The 16,628-nt window shown below is 54.8% G+C and carries 11 protein-coding genes and 1 other annotated feature; of the genes, 4 read left to right on the top strand and 7 right to left on the bottom strand.

Translation table 11 applies throughout. The features are described from left to right. Positions 1-241 precede the first annotated feature (241 nt). The 4 genes from BMZ81_RS10955 to BMZ81_RS10935 all read right to left on the bottom strand — a co-directional run bounded on the left by BMZ81_RS10955 (position 242) and on the right by BMZ81_RS10935 (position 7,350). Entirely contained in the window at positions 242-2,329 is a 2,088-nt protein-coding gene (locus tag BMZ81_RS10955; protein ID WP_091131994.1) for a glutamine synthetase III family protein, read from the bottom strand. 100 nt (positions 2,330-2,429) lie between these two features. Then, positions 2,430-4,010 carry an asparagine synthase B gene (gene asnB / locus BMZ81_RS10950; RefSeq protein ID WP_091132099.1) on the bottom strand — a complete coding sequence of 527 codons (1,581 nt, stop codon included), beginning with the start codon at positions 4,008-4,010 and terminating at the stop codon, positions 2,430-2,432. Positions 4,011-4,088: 78 nt separating this feature from the next. Further along, positions 4,089-4,329: a binding site (T-box leader), on the bottom strand. A gap of 212 nt (positions 4,330-4,541) precedes the next feature. After that, positions 4,542-5,960 carry an adenylosuccinate lyase gene (purB, locus tag BMZ81_RS10940; protein WP_091131988.1) on the bottom strand — a complete coding sequence of 473 codons (1,419 nt, stop codon included), beginning with the start codon at positions 5,958-5,960 and terminating at the stop codon, positions 4,542-4,544. Positions 5,961-6,075: 115 nt separating this feature from the next. Further along, complete coding sequence (locus BMZ81_RS10935; RefSeq protein WP_091131986.1) at positions 6,076-7,350, bottom strand: adenylosuccinate synthase; 1,275 nt, start codon at positions 7,348-7,350, stop codon at positions 6,076-6,078. A 232-nt stretch (positions 7,351-7,582) separates the two neighbouring features. On the opposite strand from BMZ81_RS10935, the gene BMZ81_RS10930 reads away from it, so the two are divergent. The 3 genes from BMZ81_RS10930 to BMZ81_RS10920 all read left to right on the top strand — a co-directional run bounded on the left by BMZ81_RS10930 (position 7,583) and on the right by BMZ81_RS10920 (position 11,742). Beyond that, positions 7,583-9,067, top strand: coding sequence for a DUF1846 domain-containing protein (locus BMZ81_RS10930; protein WP_091131983.1), 1,485 nt, complete (start codon positions 7,583-7,585; stop codon positions 9,065-9,067). Between the two features lie 105 nt (positions 9,068-9,172). After that, positions 9,173-11,341 (top strand): Tex family protein, encoded by a 2,169-nt coding sequence (locus BMZ81_RS10925; protein WP_091131981.1) that lies wholly within the window; start codon positions 9,173-9,175, stop codon positions 11,339-11,341. Continuing rightward, positions 11,338-11,742, top strand: a complete 405-nt coding sequence (locus BMZ81_RS10920) for a metallopeptidase family protein (protein WP_091131979.1) — start codon at positions 11,338-11,340, stop codon at positions 11,740-11,742. The genes BMZ81_RS10925 and BMZ81_RS10920 overlap by 4 nt, the downstream gene beginning before the upstream one ends. 181 nt (positions 11,743-11,923) lie before the next feature. Here the strand turns inward: BMZ81_RS10920 and BMZ81_RS10915 are convergent, their stop codons facing one another. The 3 genes from BMZ81_RS10915 to BMZ81_RS10900 all read right to left on the bottom strand — a co-directional run bounded on the left by BMZ81_RS10915 (position 11,924) and on the right by BMZ81_RS10900 (position 15,699). Continuing rightward, a complete protein-coding gene (locus BMZ81_RS10915; protein WP_091131976.1) occupies positions 11,924-13,219 on the bottom strand; it encodes an acetyl-CoA hydrolase/transferase family protein in 1,296 nt (431 codons plus the stop codon). A 331-nt stretch (positions 13,220-13,550) separates the two neighbouring features. Beyond that, positions 13,551-13,982, bottom strand: coding sequence for a flavodoxin (locus BMZ81_RS10905; RefSeq protein ID WP_091131972.1), 432 nt, complete (start codon positions 13,980-13,982; stop codon positions 13,551-13,553). Positions 13,983-14,703: 721 nt separating this feature from the next. Then, positions 14,704-15,699, bottom strand: a complete 996-nt coding sequence (locus tag BMZ81_RS10900) for a LysR family transcriptional regulator (RefSeq protein WP_091131971.1) — start codon at positions 15,697-15,699, stop codon at positions 14,704-14,706. Positions 15,700-15,892: 193 nt separating this feature from the next. Here BMZ81_RS10900 and BMZ81_RS10895 point away from each other — a divergent pair, with 193 nt between their 5' ends. Next, positions 15,893-16,624 carry an HAD family hydrolase gene (locus tag BMZ81_RS10895; protein WP_091131968.1) on the top strand — a complete coding sequence of 244 codons (732 nt, stop codon included), beginning with the start codon at positions 15,893-15,895 and terminating at the stop codon, positions 16,622-16,624. The last annotated feature ends 4 nt before the right edge of the window (positions 16,625-16,628 follow it).

Genomic DNA, 16,628 nt, shown 5'->3' with positions numbered 1-16,628 from the left:
TTCCAGCGTAAGAAGAAAAAAGAGAAAAGATGGAATCGAACAGACGCGCCGCAAGCAGCGCATCTGAATCGGCAAAGAATAGAACCTCATCAAATATGAGGGGCAAAAAGAACGCAGTGGGGCGGAAATCATCCGCGCGCCATTGTGCCCATACGGTTTCAGAGGGGGGCGTGCGCCCGCAGTATCGGGACGCACGCCCAAAGGGAGGGCACCACTTCACCGCAGAGCGGGAAGTGCCGCATTAAACGGAAAACAGCAGGTCGCTGTAAACCGGGAAGGGCCAGTATTCGGAGGCGGTCAGCGTTTCCAGCGTGTCAGCGGCCTCCCGGGCCTTGGCCATATCGGTAATGATGGTCTTATGGCAGTATGCCATGGCCTTTTTGGAATCTGCGGGGATCTTGGCCACATCCTTCTCCAGCTTGTCGCAGGCATCCAGCAGTGCGTCCGTCAGCTTTCCGATCTCGGCAGCTGTGGACTTTTCGTACTTGCAGGCAACCCCGAGAGCGGACTTGCTGTCCGCGCGTTCACACAAATCAGTGGCGTAGGCGGAGACGGCGGGCAGGATATCGTGGCGAATCATATCCACCATGGTATTGGCCTCAATGGTAATCACGGTAGAGTAATTTTCAATATGAATTTCAGCACGGGCCTCAATTTCACCCTTCGTATAAATTCCGTGCTTAATAAAGAGATCCATGTTTTTCTTGGCGGTATATACCGGCAGAGCGTCGGCAGTGGAGGTCAGGTTGGCAAGGCCGCGCTTTTCCGCCTCGGCAATCCAGGCGTCGTCATATCCGTTGCCGTTGAAAATAATCCGCTGATGCTCGGTGAAAACCTTTTTAATCAGCTTCTGGAGGTCGGCCTGGAAGTCCTTGGAGGTCTCCAGCTCGTCGGCAAACTGCTCCAGTTCCTCCGCCATCATTGTGTTCAGGGCAATGTTGGGGCCGGAAATGGACTGGGAGGATCCAAGCATCCGGAACTCGAATTTGTTGCCGGTAAATGCCATGGGAGAGGTGCGGTTCCGGTCGGTGTTGTCCTGGGGAATGGCAGGCAGCACATCCACGCCGATTTCCAGCGTGCGCTTGCCGGAGTCCTTGTGTTCCGTACCCTTGATGATGGAATCCACCACGGCGCCCAACTCGTCACCCAGGAAAATGGAGATCACAGCGGGAGGAGCCTCTTGAGCGCCCAGGCGGTGGTCATTGCCCGGGAAGGCCACAGTGGCCCGCAGGAAGTCCTGATACTCATCAACACCCTTCACGAAGGCGGCCAGGAACAGAAGGAACTGGGCGTTCTGGCTGGGGGTGGAGCCGGGCTTGAAGAGGTTTTTTCCCGTGTCGGTAGAGAGGGACCAGTTGTCGTGCTTACCGGATCCATTGACACCGGCAAAAGGCTTCTCGTGCAGCAGGCAGACGAGGCCGTGCTTATCAGCAACCTTCTTCATCATCTCCATGGCCAGCTGGTTGTGATCGCAGGCGGTGTTGGCGTCGGAGAAAATGGGGGCCATCTCATGCTGAGAGGGAGCCACCTCATTGTGCTTGGTTTTGGACAGAACGCCCAAGGCCCACAAGGTCTCATCCAAATCCTTCATGTAGGCGGCAACGCGGGGCTTGATGGCGCCAAAGTAATGATCCTCCAGCTCCTGGCCGCGGGGAGGCTTGGCACCGAACAGCGTACGGCCGGTCATCCGCAGATCTTCGCGTTTGCTGTACAGTTCTTTGTCAATCAGAAAATACTCCTGCTCGGGGCCGACGGAAGCAGTGACCCGCTTGGTCTCCGTATCGCCGAACAGGCGAAGGATGCGGATGGCCTGGCGGCTCACCTCGTCCATGGAGCGCAGCAGGGGGGTCTTCTTGTCCAGGGCCTCGCCGGAATAGGAGCAGAAGATGGTGGGGATGCACAGGCTCCCCTCCTTAATAAAGGCAAAGGAGGTGGGGTCCCAGGCCGTATAGCCCCGGGCCTCAAAGGTGGCCCGCAGTCCGCCGGAGGGGAAGGAGGAGGCATCCGGCTCGCCCCGGACCAACTCCTTGCCGGAAAACTCCATAATAATCTTTCCGCCGCCCACGGGGTTGATAAAACTGTCGTGCTTTTCGGCGGTGACGCCGGTCATGGGTTGGAACCAGTGGGTAAAATGAGTGCAGCCCTTTTCCACGGCCCACTGCTTCATGGAATCCGCAATTTCATTGGCAGTGCTGATATCCAGGGGGGTACCTTCGGTTACGCACTTCTTCCAGGCTTTGTAGGATGCGGAGGAGCAGCGCTCCTGCATGGCCTCCTCGTTAAAGACCATGCTGCCGAACAGCTCGGGAAGTTTCATGGTAGTACTCATACGTTTCATCCTCCTATTATTCTGTATCATATCGTAACATAAACTGTCTAAAAGACAAGGTCATACGTTCACGTTTTTGAGGAATAGACCGGATTAAATCTCATACTCCGCTCTCGCCGTAATTGGAGAGCACCCGGGCGGACGGATCGCTGACATTGCAGCCAGCCCAGTTTTTGTTCGGCATCCAGAAGTCCTTGACCATGGTTGCCTGGCCCGGATAGTAGGTTTCAAAGATCTCCCGGTACAGCAGACTCTCTTTCGTAAAGGGCATACAGTAGTCGTATTTGCGGCGGAGGGAATTAAATTCTTCATCAGAATACGTCTCTTCAGCATAGGCCTTCAAATCGTCCACCATGGAATGGCCCACCGCATCGGAGAAGGCGGCCTTCTGACGCCAGAGAATGTCGTCCGGCAGCAGGTGATCCTTTTCAAAGGCGTGGCGCAGCAGATATTTGCCCATGTGGTAAGTGTTCAATTTCATGGCAGGATCGATGCTCATGACATATTTTACGAAATCCAAGTCGCCAAAGGGGACCCGCGCTTCAATGGAATTTGCGGAAATGCAGCGGTCTGCCCGCAGGACATCATACATATACAGCTCATCCACCCGCTTTTTGCTCTCAGCCTGAAAGGCAGCGGCACTGGGGGCAAAATCCGTGTACTTGTAGCCAAAGAGCTCGTCGGAAATCTCACCGGTCAGTAGCACCCGGATATCGGTCTGCTCGTGAATGGCCTTGCAGCAGAGGTACATACCCATGCTGGCCCGGATGGTGGTAATATCCCAGGTGCCCAGAAGTGCAATGACTTCCTCCAGGGAATCCAGGACCTGTTGGCGGGTCATGTAGACCTCCGTGTGGTCGGCACCGATGAAGTCGGCCACCTCCCGGGCGTACTTGAGGTCAATGGCGTCTTTGTCCATACCGACGGCAAAGGTACGGATTTTCTTTCCCAGGACAACGGAACTGATGGCGCACACCAAAGAGGAGTCCAGGCCGCCGGAGAGCAGAAAGCCCAGAGGAGCATCGGCATCCAGACGCTTATCCACGCCGGCAATCAGCTTGTTGCGGATATTGCGGCAGGTGGTTTCCAGGTCATCGTGGCTGTATGCTTTCACAGTGGTGAGATCCGCATAGCGGACGAATTTGCCGAAGGCGTAATAGTGGCCGGGAGGGAAGGGGCAAACCTCGTCGCACAGGCCAATCAGGTTTTTGGCCTCACTGGCAAAAACAATGGCACCGTCGTGATCGTAGCCATAGAACAGCGGCCGGATCCCGATGGGATCCCGGGCGGCGATCAAGGAGTCCGTGATGGAATCATAAATAATCATGGCGAACTCTGCATCCAACCGGGAGAACATGCTCAGACCGTACTCGTGGAACAGGGGCAGCAAAATTTCACAATCGCTGCCGCTTTTAAACTCGTACTTTTCGGATAACTGCCGCTTCAGCGGCCGGAATCCGTAAATCTCGCCGTTGCAGACCACATAGTCGCCCTCCAGCTCAAATGGCTGCATACCGGCTTCTGTCAGACCCATAATGGCAAGGCGGTGAAAACAGAGATAGCCGGACTTTGTCTCAATGATACGGCTCATATCGGGGCCGCGGGAAAGGGTTCGGTCAAAATACGCGGGGATATCCTCTTTGCTGACCGTCTTTTTGGAAAAACCCATAATTGCACACATAAATAAAAGCACCTCCGGATCGTTCCCATTTCGGCTCTTTACCGAAATAGGCATAAAAAACGCAGCTATCTCCTAAAATTTTAGGACGAATAGCTGCTATCCGCGGTGCCACCTAATTTGCCCCTGAGGGGCCACCTTCAAGGCTCCAACAAGCCCGTGTGAAATAACGATCACAACTCGTCGCACTTACTAGCGGTTACCGCGTTCAGATTGCAGCTACGGAGTGTTCTTCACGCAGATTCTTTGTTATGAGGTTCCCACTGTCCCCCACTCACTGAAACGGAACGTCTGCGATACTTTTCTCCATCAACGCCTTTGTCGATGTTTCAATTAATGTTTGGAGTTTACCACCGGGGACAGGCCTGTGTCAATGTCAAAACCCACAAAGTTAAACTGGGATTTTTCGAAACTTTTCTGCAGGGGACAGGCAAAATGACTAAAAACAAAGAAAAAAGATTTCGCACGGCAGCCGTGCGGTCCGCAGGAAAAAGCCGCTGTCCCATTCCGGACAGCGGCCTGAAAGAAGCACAATCAGAGGTTGATTTCGGGTTTTTCCCTGCTGGCTTGGGCCAGCAGGGGCTGTACACTGCGAAGAAAGACATCCACCTGCTCCGGGCAGCGGCCGATATAGGCGGAGGGGGTCAGGATGGCTTCCATTTCCGCCTCTGTCATGCCGAAGGCGGGTTCTGCGGCCAGACGGGAGAGAAGGTCGCACTTCTCTCCCTCCTTCATCTTGGCGGTGGCGGCCATGGAACAGGTACGAATAATTTCATGAAGATCCTGGCGGTTGCCGCCCCGCTTCACAGCCTCCATCATCAGATTCTCCGTGGCAATGAAGGGCAGATACTCCCGGACGGTGGCATCCACCACTTTTTCATTCACATGGAGCCCGTCGGTGACATTCTGGCTGAGGCGCAAAATTGCGTCGGCACAGAGGAATCCCTCCGGCATGGAGATCCGGCGGTTTGCAGAATCGTCCAGCGTCCGCTCCAGCCATTGGACGGAGGCGGTCATGGGAGCATTCATGGCATCGGCCATCAGATAGCGGGAGAGGGAGCAGATTCGCTCCGAGCGCATGGGATTGCGCTTGTAGGCCATGGCGGAGGAACCAATCTGATTCTTCTCAAAGGGCTCCTCCACCTGGCGGTCATGCTGCAGGAGGCGGATGTCGTTTGCCATGCGGTAGCAGCTTTGGGCAATGGCGGAGAGACAGCTCAAAATGCGGCTGTCGACCTTTCGGGGATAGGTCTGGCCGCAGACGGCAAAGCACTGGTCAAAGCCGAACTCGGCGGAAATCTGGCGGTTCATCTCGTCAACTTTGACGCCGTCGCCCTCAAAGAGATCCAGGAAGCTGGCCTCCGTGCCGGTGGTGCCCCGGCAGCCCAGGAATTTCAGATTCTCCAGCACAAAGTCCAGCTCCTCCAAATCCGCCAGCAGATCCTGCATCCACAGCGTGGCCCGCTTGCCGACGGTTACCAGCTGAGCCGGCTGATAGTGGGTGTAGCCCAGGGTGGGGGTGGCCTTGTACTGTTCCGCAAACTTGGAGAGGTTGGCCAGCACGGCAATCAGCTCACCGCGGAGGTAGCGCAGGCCCTCCCGGTAGATGATGAGGTCGGCATTGTCGGTGACGTAGCAGCTGGTGGCGCCCAGGTGAATGATACCGGCGGCGGAGGGGGCTGCTTTGCCGTAGGTGTAGACATGGGCCATCACGTCATGGCGGACTTCCTTTTCCCGGGCCGCCGCCATCTCATAGTCGATGTCCGTCAGGTGGGCCTCCAACTCCGACACCTGTTCGCTGGTGACGGGAAGGCCCAGGTTGTGCTCCGCCCGTGCCAGAGCCACCCACAGGCGGCGCCAAGTCTGAATGCGGCAGTCCGGAGAAAACAGGTGCAGCATAAATGCGGAGGCGTACCGGGACGCCAGGGGGGATTCATAACGATCAGTGGGCATAATGGTCAACCTTTCTGCGTTTCAAACGTAAAGAGGCACCCGAAGGTGCCTCCGTTGTTGGATGGTGTTTCGCCGGAGGCGAACAAAGGGGATTGCGCGGTGGGTCGGCCTCCCTTTACCGAAGGATGATGGCGTCCCGCTCAGGGCCGACAGATACATACGTGATGCGGCAGCCGATCTGAGCCTCTACATATTCCACATACTTCCGGGCCGCCGCGGGGAGATCCTCCCACTTCCGGGCGCCGGAAATGTCGCAGTTCCAGCCGTCCAGATACTCCACCACCGGCTTGGCGTCGGGCAGCACGGCGGGGAAGGGGAAATCGTCGGTCTGCTGGCCGTTCAGGGTATAGTGGGCGCAGACGGGGATCTTGTCCAGGTAGCTCAATACGTCCAGCTTCGTCAGGGCAATGTCCGTGGCACCTTGGCACTGGATGCCGTAGCGGGTGGCCACAATGTCGATTGGGCCCACCCGGCGGGGACGGCCGGTCTTGGCACCGTATTCGCCGCCGGCCTCACGGAGCTTTTCCGCCTCCCCACCGAACCACTCGCAGGTGAAAGGCCCCTCGCCCACGCAGGAGGAATAGGCCTTCACCACACCCACAATTTTGTCCAGCCTTGCGGTGGGCAGGCCGGAGCCGACGGGGGCATAGGCCGCGATGGGATTGGAAGAGGTGGTATAGGGATAGATGCCGTAATCCAAATCCCGGAGGGAGCCCAGCTGCGCTTCAAACAAAACATTCTTGCCGTCGGAAACGGCCTGGCGCAAAAACGCGCCGGTGTCGCAGACAAAGGGCTTGATTTTCTCACCGTAGTTCGCCACCCAAGCCTTCAGATCGTCCATGGTATAAGGCTTGGCACCGTAAACCTTCTCCAGCGTCAGATTTTTCCACTCCAAAATGCCGGACAGATGCTCCCACAGCTTGTCCGGATACAGCAGCTCTCCGGCCATCACGGTCTTTTTCTGAAACTTATCAGAGTAAAAGGGGGCGATGCCCTGCTTGGTGGAGCCGTATTTCTTGTCGGCCAGGCGGGCCTCCTCCAAACCGTCCAGCTCCCGATGCCAAGGCAGCAGCAGGGAAGCACGGTCGCTGATTTTCAGATTCTCCGGGGTAATGGACACACCCTTGGATCGAACATCCTCCATCTCGGTCCACAGGCTTTCGCAGTCCAGAGCCACGCCGTTGCCCAGCACGTTTGCCACATCCTTGCGAAAAATGCCGGAGGGCAGCAGATGCAGGGCAAACTTGCCCAGCTCGTTCACCACGGTATGACCGGCATTGCCGCCGCCCTGATAACGGACGACAACATCATAGTCGCAGGTCAGCAGGTCTACCATGCGGCCCTTGCCCTCGTCGCCCCAGTTGATGCCTACGATGGCGCAATTCGACATAATCAAAAAACCTCCCGGTTGAATTTACCAAAACGGACAGGTCAACCTTTTTTATCAAAAGCAGCCTAACCTAAATTATTATATCGGGGCTTTCAAAATAAGTAAAGCATAAAGTAGTAATATTGAGGATAAATTCTGCTTATGAAAAGTTGACCTTTCCGGATTCTCTTTCCATCCGGCGCGAAATATGATATGATTTGTCTCGAAAAAGAGGGAGAGGGGACAACCACATATGAAAGACGTCGGCTTTGACAACCAAAAGTATCTGACCATGCAGTCCGCGCAGATCAAAGAGCGGATAGCGCAGTTCGGCGGCAAGCTGTATTTGGAGTTCGGCGGCAAGCTGTTTGACGATTACCATGCGTCCCGGGTGCTGCCCGGTTTTGCGCCGGACAGCAAGCTCCGCATGCTGCAGCAGCTGCAGGATGATGTGGAAATTGTGATCGCCATTAATGCCGCGGATATCGAAAAAAATAAAGTCCGGGGAGATCTGGGTATCACCTATGACGACGATGTGCTGCGCCTGATCGATATTTTCCGGGGGCTGAACCTATTTGTGGGCAGCGTGGTATTGACCCGATATAATGGACAGGCTGCAGCGGATGCGTTTTTGAAGCGGCTGACCGCGCTGGGAATCCGGTGCTACCGGCACTATCCCATTGCGGGCTATCCCTCCAACATTCCCCATATTGTCAGCGATGAGGGACTGGGGAAAAACGACTACATCGAAACCAGCCACTCCCTGATTGTGGTGACGGCGCCTGGCCCCGGCAGCGGGAAAATGGCCACCTGCCTCTCCCAGCTCTACCATGACTATAAGCGGGGTGTGGCAGCGGGCTACGCCAAGTTTGAGACCTTCCCCATCTGGAATCTGCCCCTGAAGCACCCGGTGAACCTGGCCTATGAGGCCGCCACGGCGGATTTGAATGATGTCAATATGATTGATCCCTTCCATCTGGAGGCCTATGGCACAACGGCGGTCAACTACAACCGGGATGTGGAGATATTCCCGGTTCTGAATGCGATTTTTGAGAAGATTCAGGGCCAGTCCCCCTATAAATCCCCCACTGACATGGGCGTGAACATGGCCGGCAACTGCATTGTGGACGATGCCGTGTGCTGTGCCGCCAGCCGCCTGGAGATTCTCCGACGATACTACACCGCCTGCGTGGAACGGCTGCAGGGCAAGTGCGAGGAGGAGACAGTGCGGAAGCTGGAGCTGGTGATGAAGCAGGGCGGCGTGACGCCGGACATCTGCCCGGCGGTATCTGCGGCGCTGGTGAAGGCGGAAGCCACCGCCGGCCCGGCGGGCGCCATGGTGCTGCCGGACGGCACAGTGGTCACCGGAAAGACCTCGGATACACTGGGGGCGGCGTCGGCGCTGCTGCTGAACGCGCTGAAGTCACTGGGCGGCATTGCTGACCACTTTGAGCTGATTTCCTCCCAGGTGCTGGAGCCAGTGTGCCGGCTGAAGACCCAATACCTGGGCCATAAAAATCCCCGGCTTCACACGGACGAGGTGCTGATGGCGCTGACCATCTCCGCCCTGACAAATCCGCTGGCAGAGCTGGCACAGCAGCAGCTGCCGAAGCTCCGGGGCTGTGACGCGCATTTTACTGTGGTGCTGAGCGACGTGGATGAAAAGCAGCTGCGGCAGCTGGGTATTCTCGTCAGCTGTGAGGCCCGGTATGAGACGAAGAAGCTGTATCATAAATAAGAACGGCGATTGCACCGCGCAGCAGAGGGCGGCGGAACAGGAAGCGTTCCGTTTCTTGAAAGGCGGCAGAACTGCGCGGCAACGAAAAAACTGGAGAGGAACATGATGAATCCCATTATCGAACAACTTGCAGAAGAACTGGACAAGCTGCCCCAGCACGTGGAAAACGTGGTGCGGCTTTTGGACGAGGGAAATACCATTCCCTTTATTGCCCGCTACCGGAAGGAACTTCACGGCGCCATGGACGACACGTCCCTGCGGACGCTGGAGGAGCGCCTTGCCTATCTGCGTGGGCTTCAGGAGCGGCGGGAGGCTGTGAAGAAGTCCATTGCCGAGCAGGGCAAGCTGACAGAGGAGCTGGCTGCCGCCATCGACGGCGCAAAGACCCTGGCGGAAGTGGAGGATCTGTACCGTCCCTATAAGCAAAAGCGGCGCACCCGGGCGACCATCGCCCGGGAGAAGGGACTGGAGCCGCTGGCCGCACTGCTGTTTGCCCAGGCGGCGGACTGCCCCGATCCGCTGACGGAGGCGGTACGCTATGTGGACGCAGACAAGGGTGTGGAGACGGCGGAGGAGGCCCTGGCCGGCGCCGGAGACATCATCGCGGAGCAAATCAGCGATGACGCGGAGCTGCGGAAAAAGCTCCGGACGGTGCTGGAGAAAAACGGACGGCTGCATTCGGAGGCCGTTACGGACGAGGACACCGTCTACCGCCTGTACTATGACTTTACCCAGGCGCTCTCCCGTGTGCAGGGCCATCAGGTGCTGGCGGTCAACCGGGGAGAGAAGGAGGGAAAGCTGAAGGTCTCTGTGGAACTGGACCGGGATCTGGCGCTACAAGCTGTCCGGCGCCACGTGGTGATCCCCGGCAGTGCGGCCATGGAATTTATCAAGGCCGTGGCGGAGGATGCCTATGACCGATTGCTGCTCCCCTCTCTGGAGCGGGAGGCGCGATCCGCCCTCACCGACGCGGCCAGCGAGGGCGCCATCGGCCAGTTTGCGCTGAATCTGAAGCCGCTCTTGATGCAGCCGCCTGTAAAGGGCAAGGTCACCATGGGCCTGGACCCCGGCTACCGGATGGGCTGCAAAGTGGCGGTAGTGGATGGCATCGGCCGTGTACTGGACACTGCCGTAGTGTATCCTACTTATGGCGAGCGCCAGAAAAACGAGGCCATTGCAGCCTTGGCAAAGCTCATTGAGAAGTACGGTGTGGAGCACATTGCTATTGGTAACGGCACTGCCAGCCGGGAGACGGAGCAGATGGCTGTGGAGCTGATCCGCAAAGTCGGGGATGAGGGCCATTCCGTCAGCTATATGATTGTCTCCGAGGCCGGCGCCTCCGTCTATTCCGCCTCAAAGCTGGCGGCGGAGGAGTTTCCGGAGTACGACGTTAATCTCCGCTCCGCCGTGTCCATTGCCCGGCGGCTCCAGGATCCCCTGGCGGAGCTGGTGAAAATTGACCCCAAGGCCATCGGGGTGGGCCAGTATCAGCACGACTGCCCCCAAAAGCGCCTGGACGAGGCATTGAACGGCGTGGTGGAGGACTGCGTCAACGCCGTGGGCGTGGATGTAAACACGGCTTCCCCCTCCCTGCTGCAGCGGGTGGCAGGTCTGAACGGCACCACGGCGAAAAATGTGGCGGCCTACCGGGAGGCCAACGGCCCCTTCACATCCCGGAAGCAGATTTTAAAGGTGCCGAAGCTGGGCCCCAAGGCCTTTGAGCAGTGTGCGGGTTTCCTCCGAGTACCGGAGAGCAAGTCCCCGCTGGACAATACCGCCGTCCACCCGGAGAGCTACGCTGCAGCGGAACAGCTGCTGAAGCTGACCGGCCACACCCTGACGGATGTGCGGAACGGAAACCTGGCGGATCTGCCGGAGAAGGTGCGCGCTTACGGCGTGGAACAGGCTGCTGCGGCCATCGGTGTGGGCGTTCCCACGCTGCAGGATGTGATGGCGGAGCTTTTAAAGCCGGGCCGGGACATTCGGGACGATTTGCCAAAGCCCATTCTCCGTACCGACGTGCTGGAGATAAAGGACCTGAAGCCCGGCATGGTACTCACCGGCACCGTGCGGAATGTCATTGACTTCGGCGTGTTTGTGGACATCGGCGTCCACCAGGACGGTCTGGTGCACATCTCTCAGGTGGCGGACAAGTTTATCCGGCATCCCTCGGAGGTGGTCTCCGTGGGCGATGTGGTGAAGGTGCTCGTGCTGGATGTGGACGAGAAGAAAAAACGCATCAGCCTCTCTATGAAGCAGGCGAAAAACGGATGATGTACTCCATTGACGAAGTAAATGCCCTTCTGGACGACATGACGGAGACCTTTCCGGAAGCGCTGTTCCACGGCCTCAACGGCGGAGTCAACTTGTTGGAGGAGGTTCTTCCGGACGAGGAGTTCCCGGAGGGGGAGATGTATATCCTGGGCGAGTACTGCGAGGATATGCTGGGACGGTATATCAACCTCTACTACGGATCCTTTGCCGCCTTGGCAGAACGGGAGAAGTGGGATCGGGATACGTGGCTGGATGAACTGCGCACGACGCTCTCCCATGAGCTGACACACTATATGGAAGCGTTAAGCGGGCTCCATGCACTGGACGATCAGGATGCAGAGGAGCTGGAGAGATGGCGTCTATCCGATTGGGAACGCAGGGAAAACCCGGGAACAAAATAAGAGCAAACAGCCTCCGGAACCTGATGAACAGGATCCGGAGGCTGTTGAAACATTTGGCGAACAACAGGGGGTATCTTGAAGGGGGGAATCCTACAGCAAATACATGGGAACACAGCCCCAACAAAAAACACCAAAAATCAGAAACGTGCCCAAAAACCAGGCAATTTAAAATGGAGAGAGGTTACCAGATCAGGAATTCAGCGGCCTGCCGCCGCAGTTCTTCCCGAAAATCAGGGTGTGCAATTGCAATCAGGCTTTGGGTGCGCTGCCGGATGCCGGCACCCCGCATGCGGGCAATGCCATATTCCGTAACAATGTAATCGCTTAAATTCCGCGAGATGGAAACAGCTGCACCTGGAGACAAAAATGGCTGGATACGTGAGACGGTTCCGCCCTTGGCTGTGGAGGTAATCGCGATAATGCTGCGCCCGCCTTTGGAGAGATAGGCGCCTTCTGCAAAGTCGGTAGCGCCGCCTGTCCCGGAGTACTGGCGGTTTCCGATGGATTCGGAACAAACCTGACCGGTCAAATCGATTTGAATGGCGGTGTTGATGGAAACCATATTGTCATTTTGGGCAATTGTCCGTGGATCATTTACATAAGCTGCCGGCAGCAGGACAATATCCTGCCGCCCGTCAATATAATTATAAAAATCGCCGCTTCCCCAGGCAAAGGCGCAGATGGTTTTACCCGGGTGAAGGGTTTTGCGGCTGTTGTTAACGGCGCCCTTTGCCATAAGCTTGCCCATAGCGGTGCTGAGAGACTCGGTATGAATGCCAAGGTCGTGCTTTTGAAGAAGAGCCTCGCTGAGAGCATTGGAGGTATTGCCGATACCAAACTGCAAAGTATCCCCGTCCTGCACAAGAGTGGCGACATGCTCTGCAATCTGCTGTTCAACAGCGGTCACTTTCGGCTCGTCAATCTGGAAAATTTCACAGCCGGCTTCTATGACACAGGTGACGTCACTGATATGTATCTTCGCTGGGCCATAGAGGCGGGGAACATGGGGATTGACTTCCAGAATCCGAACGTCTGCCGCCAGAAAGCTTTCATATTCGATTTGCAGAGAGGGAGAGAGATGGAAATATCCATCTTCGTCCATCGGGGGAACAGCAGCTGCAAAAACCCGCGGCCTTTCATGAGCGATGATACCGGCGGCACTGTCCCGCAAGAAGAAAGGGAAAAAGGTCACACGGCCGCTGCTGTGAATTTTCCGCGTTTGAGACCCATAAAAAAAGCTGTTAATGAAAAACTGTTTCATGTATGCATCTTCTACCAGAAAAGGGTAGTCTTCCTTTGCAATACCTGTCCAAACTTTGATATCGTGGACACGGTCTGCAATGGTATGCAGGTTTCGAAACAGCAGGATTGGCTCACAGCCATAAAATCCGCCTACGATGGTGTCGCCGGAATGAATATAAGACAAAGCCTCTTGGGTGGTAACCCTCTTTTTGGCATAAAGGTCCTGAGGTTCCATATGTTCTGGTTCTCCTTTGAAGGGTTCTCTTATGGCCGGAGCCGAAAATGCTGCGGCCGGTTTCTTCCATTTATACCATATTGCAAGCTGAAAATCCACAAGAAAAGGATGCTTGCGCACAAGAAAAGCGGTGGAGGGAAACACGCGACGCTGCACAAGGCCAGAATACGGCAATTTTGCAAGGGCCGCATACAAAGAAGTGTTGCGCGGAGTATCAGAGACTTACAGGCCTATGAAAAGGAGTTGCCTCCGTACAGAGTCTGTACGGAGGCTGTGAGGGGAAAAAAGGAGATAAGATAAAAATCAAAAAGAGAGAACGGAATTCAACAAATTACCATGCAGCCAACTTGCGGCCCAAATCACGGCAGGCTTCCTGAGCCGCGTCATCGGGAGCTTCCTTCACAATCAGCCCTTCTTCATTGAAGAGGATGGCATTTGCAGAGTCGCAGCGGCTGCACCAATCCCGCATCCATTGGCCGTCACCCCATCCATAAGAGCCGAACAGGGCAATTTTCTTGCCGGAAAGAGTACCTTCCAAATCAGCAAACATCGGCTCAAAATCAGCCTCTTCCAATACTTCACTCCCCATGGCCGGACAGCCAAAGGCGATGACGCTGAACTCAGAAAAGCGGGAAGAAGAGAATTCTGCGGGGCCCATCAGGGTGACCTCCGCACCAGCTTCTTTGGCACCTTCCGCAATGCAGGACGCCATCGCTTCCGTATTGCCGGTGCCGCTCCAATAGACAACTGCAAGCTTATTCATGTTGAAAAAACTCCTTTCAAGATATGACCTGTTTAAAACTGCAGCAAAAGGAACACGCCTGCGTTTTTTCTGTGCCATGCAGCCATGGGCCTTCCGGGCTGAGGAGTACGGGTGGCTTCGAGAGGATCGGACGAAGCCACCCGTTTTGGTGTGGGCGGATCCCAAAACGCCCATCTGAAAATAATGGTTCAGGATATAGCCAAATGAGGAAACTAGAATGATGGATGCCCAGGCGCTATCCTGATGGGAGAGGGGGAGCATGAAATGACTCCGTAATGTGAGGAGGTGCTTCTGCACAATGGTTAGACATAACTAACTGTTGTACAAAAAAATTACGGAGGCAATGCATCCGTGGTTAGTTTTAACTAACCACGGGCAAATCATAACATACGGAGCGGTGCTTGTCAATAGTTTTTTCAAAAAATAGTTGATGGGTATAAAATAAAGGCCTATATGTGTATATCCCATATGTAGTGGAGCCACACCCGTATTCAGACGAAAAACGGTTTTTATGGAAACAATGAATTGCCGTGTGCCGGCATATAAGAAGAATTCCAAAAGCCAGAGCGGGCTTTTGGAATTCTTCTATAAGGAACGGACAAGCCGTACATCAGGTTACGTAAATGAAGGCGTTCTGCCTGTCGGGTTGTTATCGCCTGTATGGCTGCCATTTTTGAAAAAACAGAAAGCGCTCTCCGCAAAAAAGCAGCCTGGAGCAAGGTCACTGGATACTTGGTTTTGACGAATTTTGCAGCTTATAGCCAGCCCGCTTTTTTTCACGTTCGGGTTCGCATTTTAACACAAAACCATACTGCTCGTGATTCGGAATAAAGGAATCAATCGTATAACTCTTTACATATTGAATAAATTCGGAGATTGCCAGAGAGGCATCCTTTGACGAATTAATTTCCATGCCAATGGTCCTGTATGACTGTGGGGTAATATGCTGGATGGTCAGGTAATCCATAAAATGAAAGGTCATCAGCTCTGGGAGAAGGCTGACGCCAAGACCGCTTCGAATCATATACATAATGGAAACATAGTCCAGAGAAGACATGTATGAACTGAACTCCAGATTATTCTGATCGATAACGGGCTCAATATCAACGTCAATCACATGATCCATGATGGGCATAATGAAATCATATTGCGCCAGATTCTGTACGGCAAAACGTCCCTGATCATCCAGATCAAGCTGCATATCCTTTGGAAAAACTGCGACAATGGGGTCGTCAAATAACGGAATTTGTTCAAAGGAATCCCCGGGTGTCAGGCTTGTAAAGGCAATGTTGATCAGGTTGCCGACAAGAAGGCGCTGGAGCTCAGCCTTGGAACCCTCAATAATCTCAATGGTGATTCCCGGATAATTCCGCGTAAAGGACTTCAGTAATTCCGGAAGGAAGTGCATGGATACGCTGGCATAGGTTCCGATTTTAATGTGGCCTTTGTTCAGCTTTTGGATGGAGCTGATGGTCTCGTCCATCATATTGATGCTTGAGACGATTTGCCGTGCCAGAGGGAGGAGAACTTTGCTTTCCTCTGTTAAAACGACGCCGTTTTTGGTTCTTCGAAACAGTTTAAAACCGAGCTCTTCTTCTGCACGGTTAATTGTATGACTCAATCCGCTCTGTGAATAAGCCAACTTTTCTGCGGCACGGGATATGTTTCCGGTGTCGGCGATTTCCACAAAAAGCTTGTAAAAAAGTGATGAAATCATGAATTACACCCCCAATCTGCAAGAGAATGCCAAATAAATAGTACAATATGACACAAGTTCATAATACATATGTCGGAGTGTCGATTGTACTATTTCAGGCAGTTCTATATAATTATAACAAAAGTGATGTTGAACATCAAGAACACATTAGTACTTTTTGATTTTTACATTATTTAATCAGGAGGACAGAGACATGAGCGTAAGCGGGGAAAAGAAAAGATTGCTGCCAAAGGCCATCAGCTTCGACATTTACGGAACGATTATCGACTGGGAGGGCGGCACCATTGAATGGTACCAGAAATTCATGGACCGTCATCACATCACCCACGTCTCCGCCAAGGAAATCGAGAGCGCATGGGAAAAGCTCCAGTTCGAGTACATCCGCAATTACCGGCCGTTCCGCCAGGTTTTGATGGATACCTTCGAGAAGACCGCGTGGTACTATGGCTTCCAGTATGACCAGGACGACGTCATCAGCTTTGCAGACGAGATGGCAAAGATGAAGGCATTCCCCGATTCGGCAGAGGGCATGCAGCAGATCCGGGATCTGGGCATCAAGGTATGCGCGCTGTCCAACGTGGACAACGACATCATTACCGAGTCCTTCCGGCACGAGGGCATCGTGATGGACGCAATTGTGACGGCGGAGGATGTGAAGTGCTACAAGCCGCACTACGAGGGCTTCCTGAAGTCTCAGGAGGTTATGGGCTGCACCGCGGATGAAATGCACCATGCCGCATTCGGATTCAAGTACGACTGTGTGCCGGGCAACGCCCTGGGCTACACCACCGTATGGATTCGCCGCGGCGACATGCTTCGGGATGCATTTGACCTGGAGGATGTGTGCGTGGGCGATCTGAAAACCTATGCCGCATATCTGAGAGGTCTCAAGGCCATCGACGAAGAAAACGGCTTTCATTACTAATTGA

Origin of the sequence: Oscillibacter sp. PC13, assembly GCF_900115635.1 — a bacterium.
GTDB lineage: Bacteria > Bacillota > Clostridia > Oscillospirales > Oscillospiraceae > Oscillibacter.
The sequence above is the reverse complement of the archived record's forward strand: the minus strand, read 5'-3'. Positions and strand labels throughout refer to the sequence as shown.

Bases quoted from the DNA above. Each gene is read 5' to 3' on its own strand.
- BMZ81_RS10955 (WP_091131994.1), bottom strand. From the start codon at position 2,329: ATGAGTACTACCATGAAACTTCCCGAGCTGTTCGGCAGCATGGTCTTT.
- asnB (WP_091132099.1), bottom strand. From the start codon at position 4,010: ATGTGTGCAATTATGGGTTTTTCCAAAAAGACGGTCAGCAAAGAGGAT.
- purB (WP_091131988.1), bottom strand. From the start codon at position 5,960: ATGCCCACTGATCGTTATGAATCCCCCCTGGCGTCCCGGTACGCCTCC.
- BMZ81_RS10935 (WP_091131986.1), bottom strand. From the start codon at position 7,350: ATGTCGAATTGCGCCATCGTAGGCATCAACTGGGGCGACGAGGGCAAG.
- BMZ81_RS10930 (WP_091131983.1), top strand. From the start codon at position 7,583: ATGAAAGACGTCGGCTTTGACAACCAAAAGTATCTGACCATGCAGTCC.
- BMZ81_RS10925 (WP_091131981.1), top strand. From the start codon at position 9,173: ATGAATCCCATTATCGAACAACTTGCAGAAGAACTGGACAAGCTGCCC.
- BMZ81_RS10920 (WP_091131979.1), top strand. From the start codon at position 11,338: ATGATGTACTCCATTGACGAAGTAAATGCCCTTCTGGACGACATGACG.
- BMZ81_RS10915 (WP_091131976.1), bottom strand. From the start codon at position 13,219: ATGGAACCTCAGGACCTTTATGCCAAAAAGAGGGTTACCACCCAAGAG.
- BMZ81_RS10905 (WP_091131972.1), bottom strand. From the start codon at position 13,982: ATGAATAAGCTTGCAGTTGTCTATTGGAGCGGCACCGGCAATACGGAA.
- BMZ81_RS10900 (WP_091131971.1), bottom strand. From the start codon at position 15,699: ATGATTTCATCACTTTTTTACAAGCTTTTTGTGGAAATCGCCGACACC.
- BMZ81_RS10895 (WP_091131968.1), top strand. From the start codon at position 15,893: ATGAGCGTAAGCGGGGAAAAGAAAAGATTGCTGCCAAAGGCCATCAGC.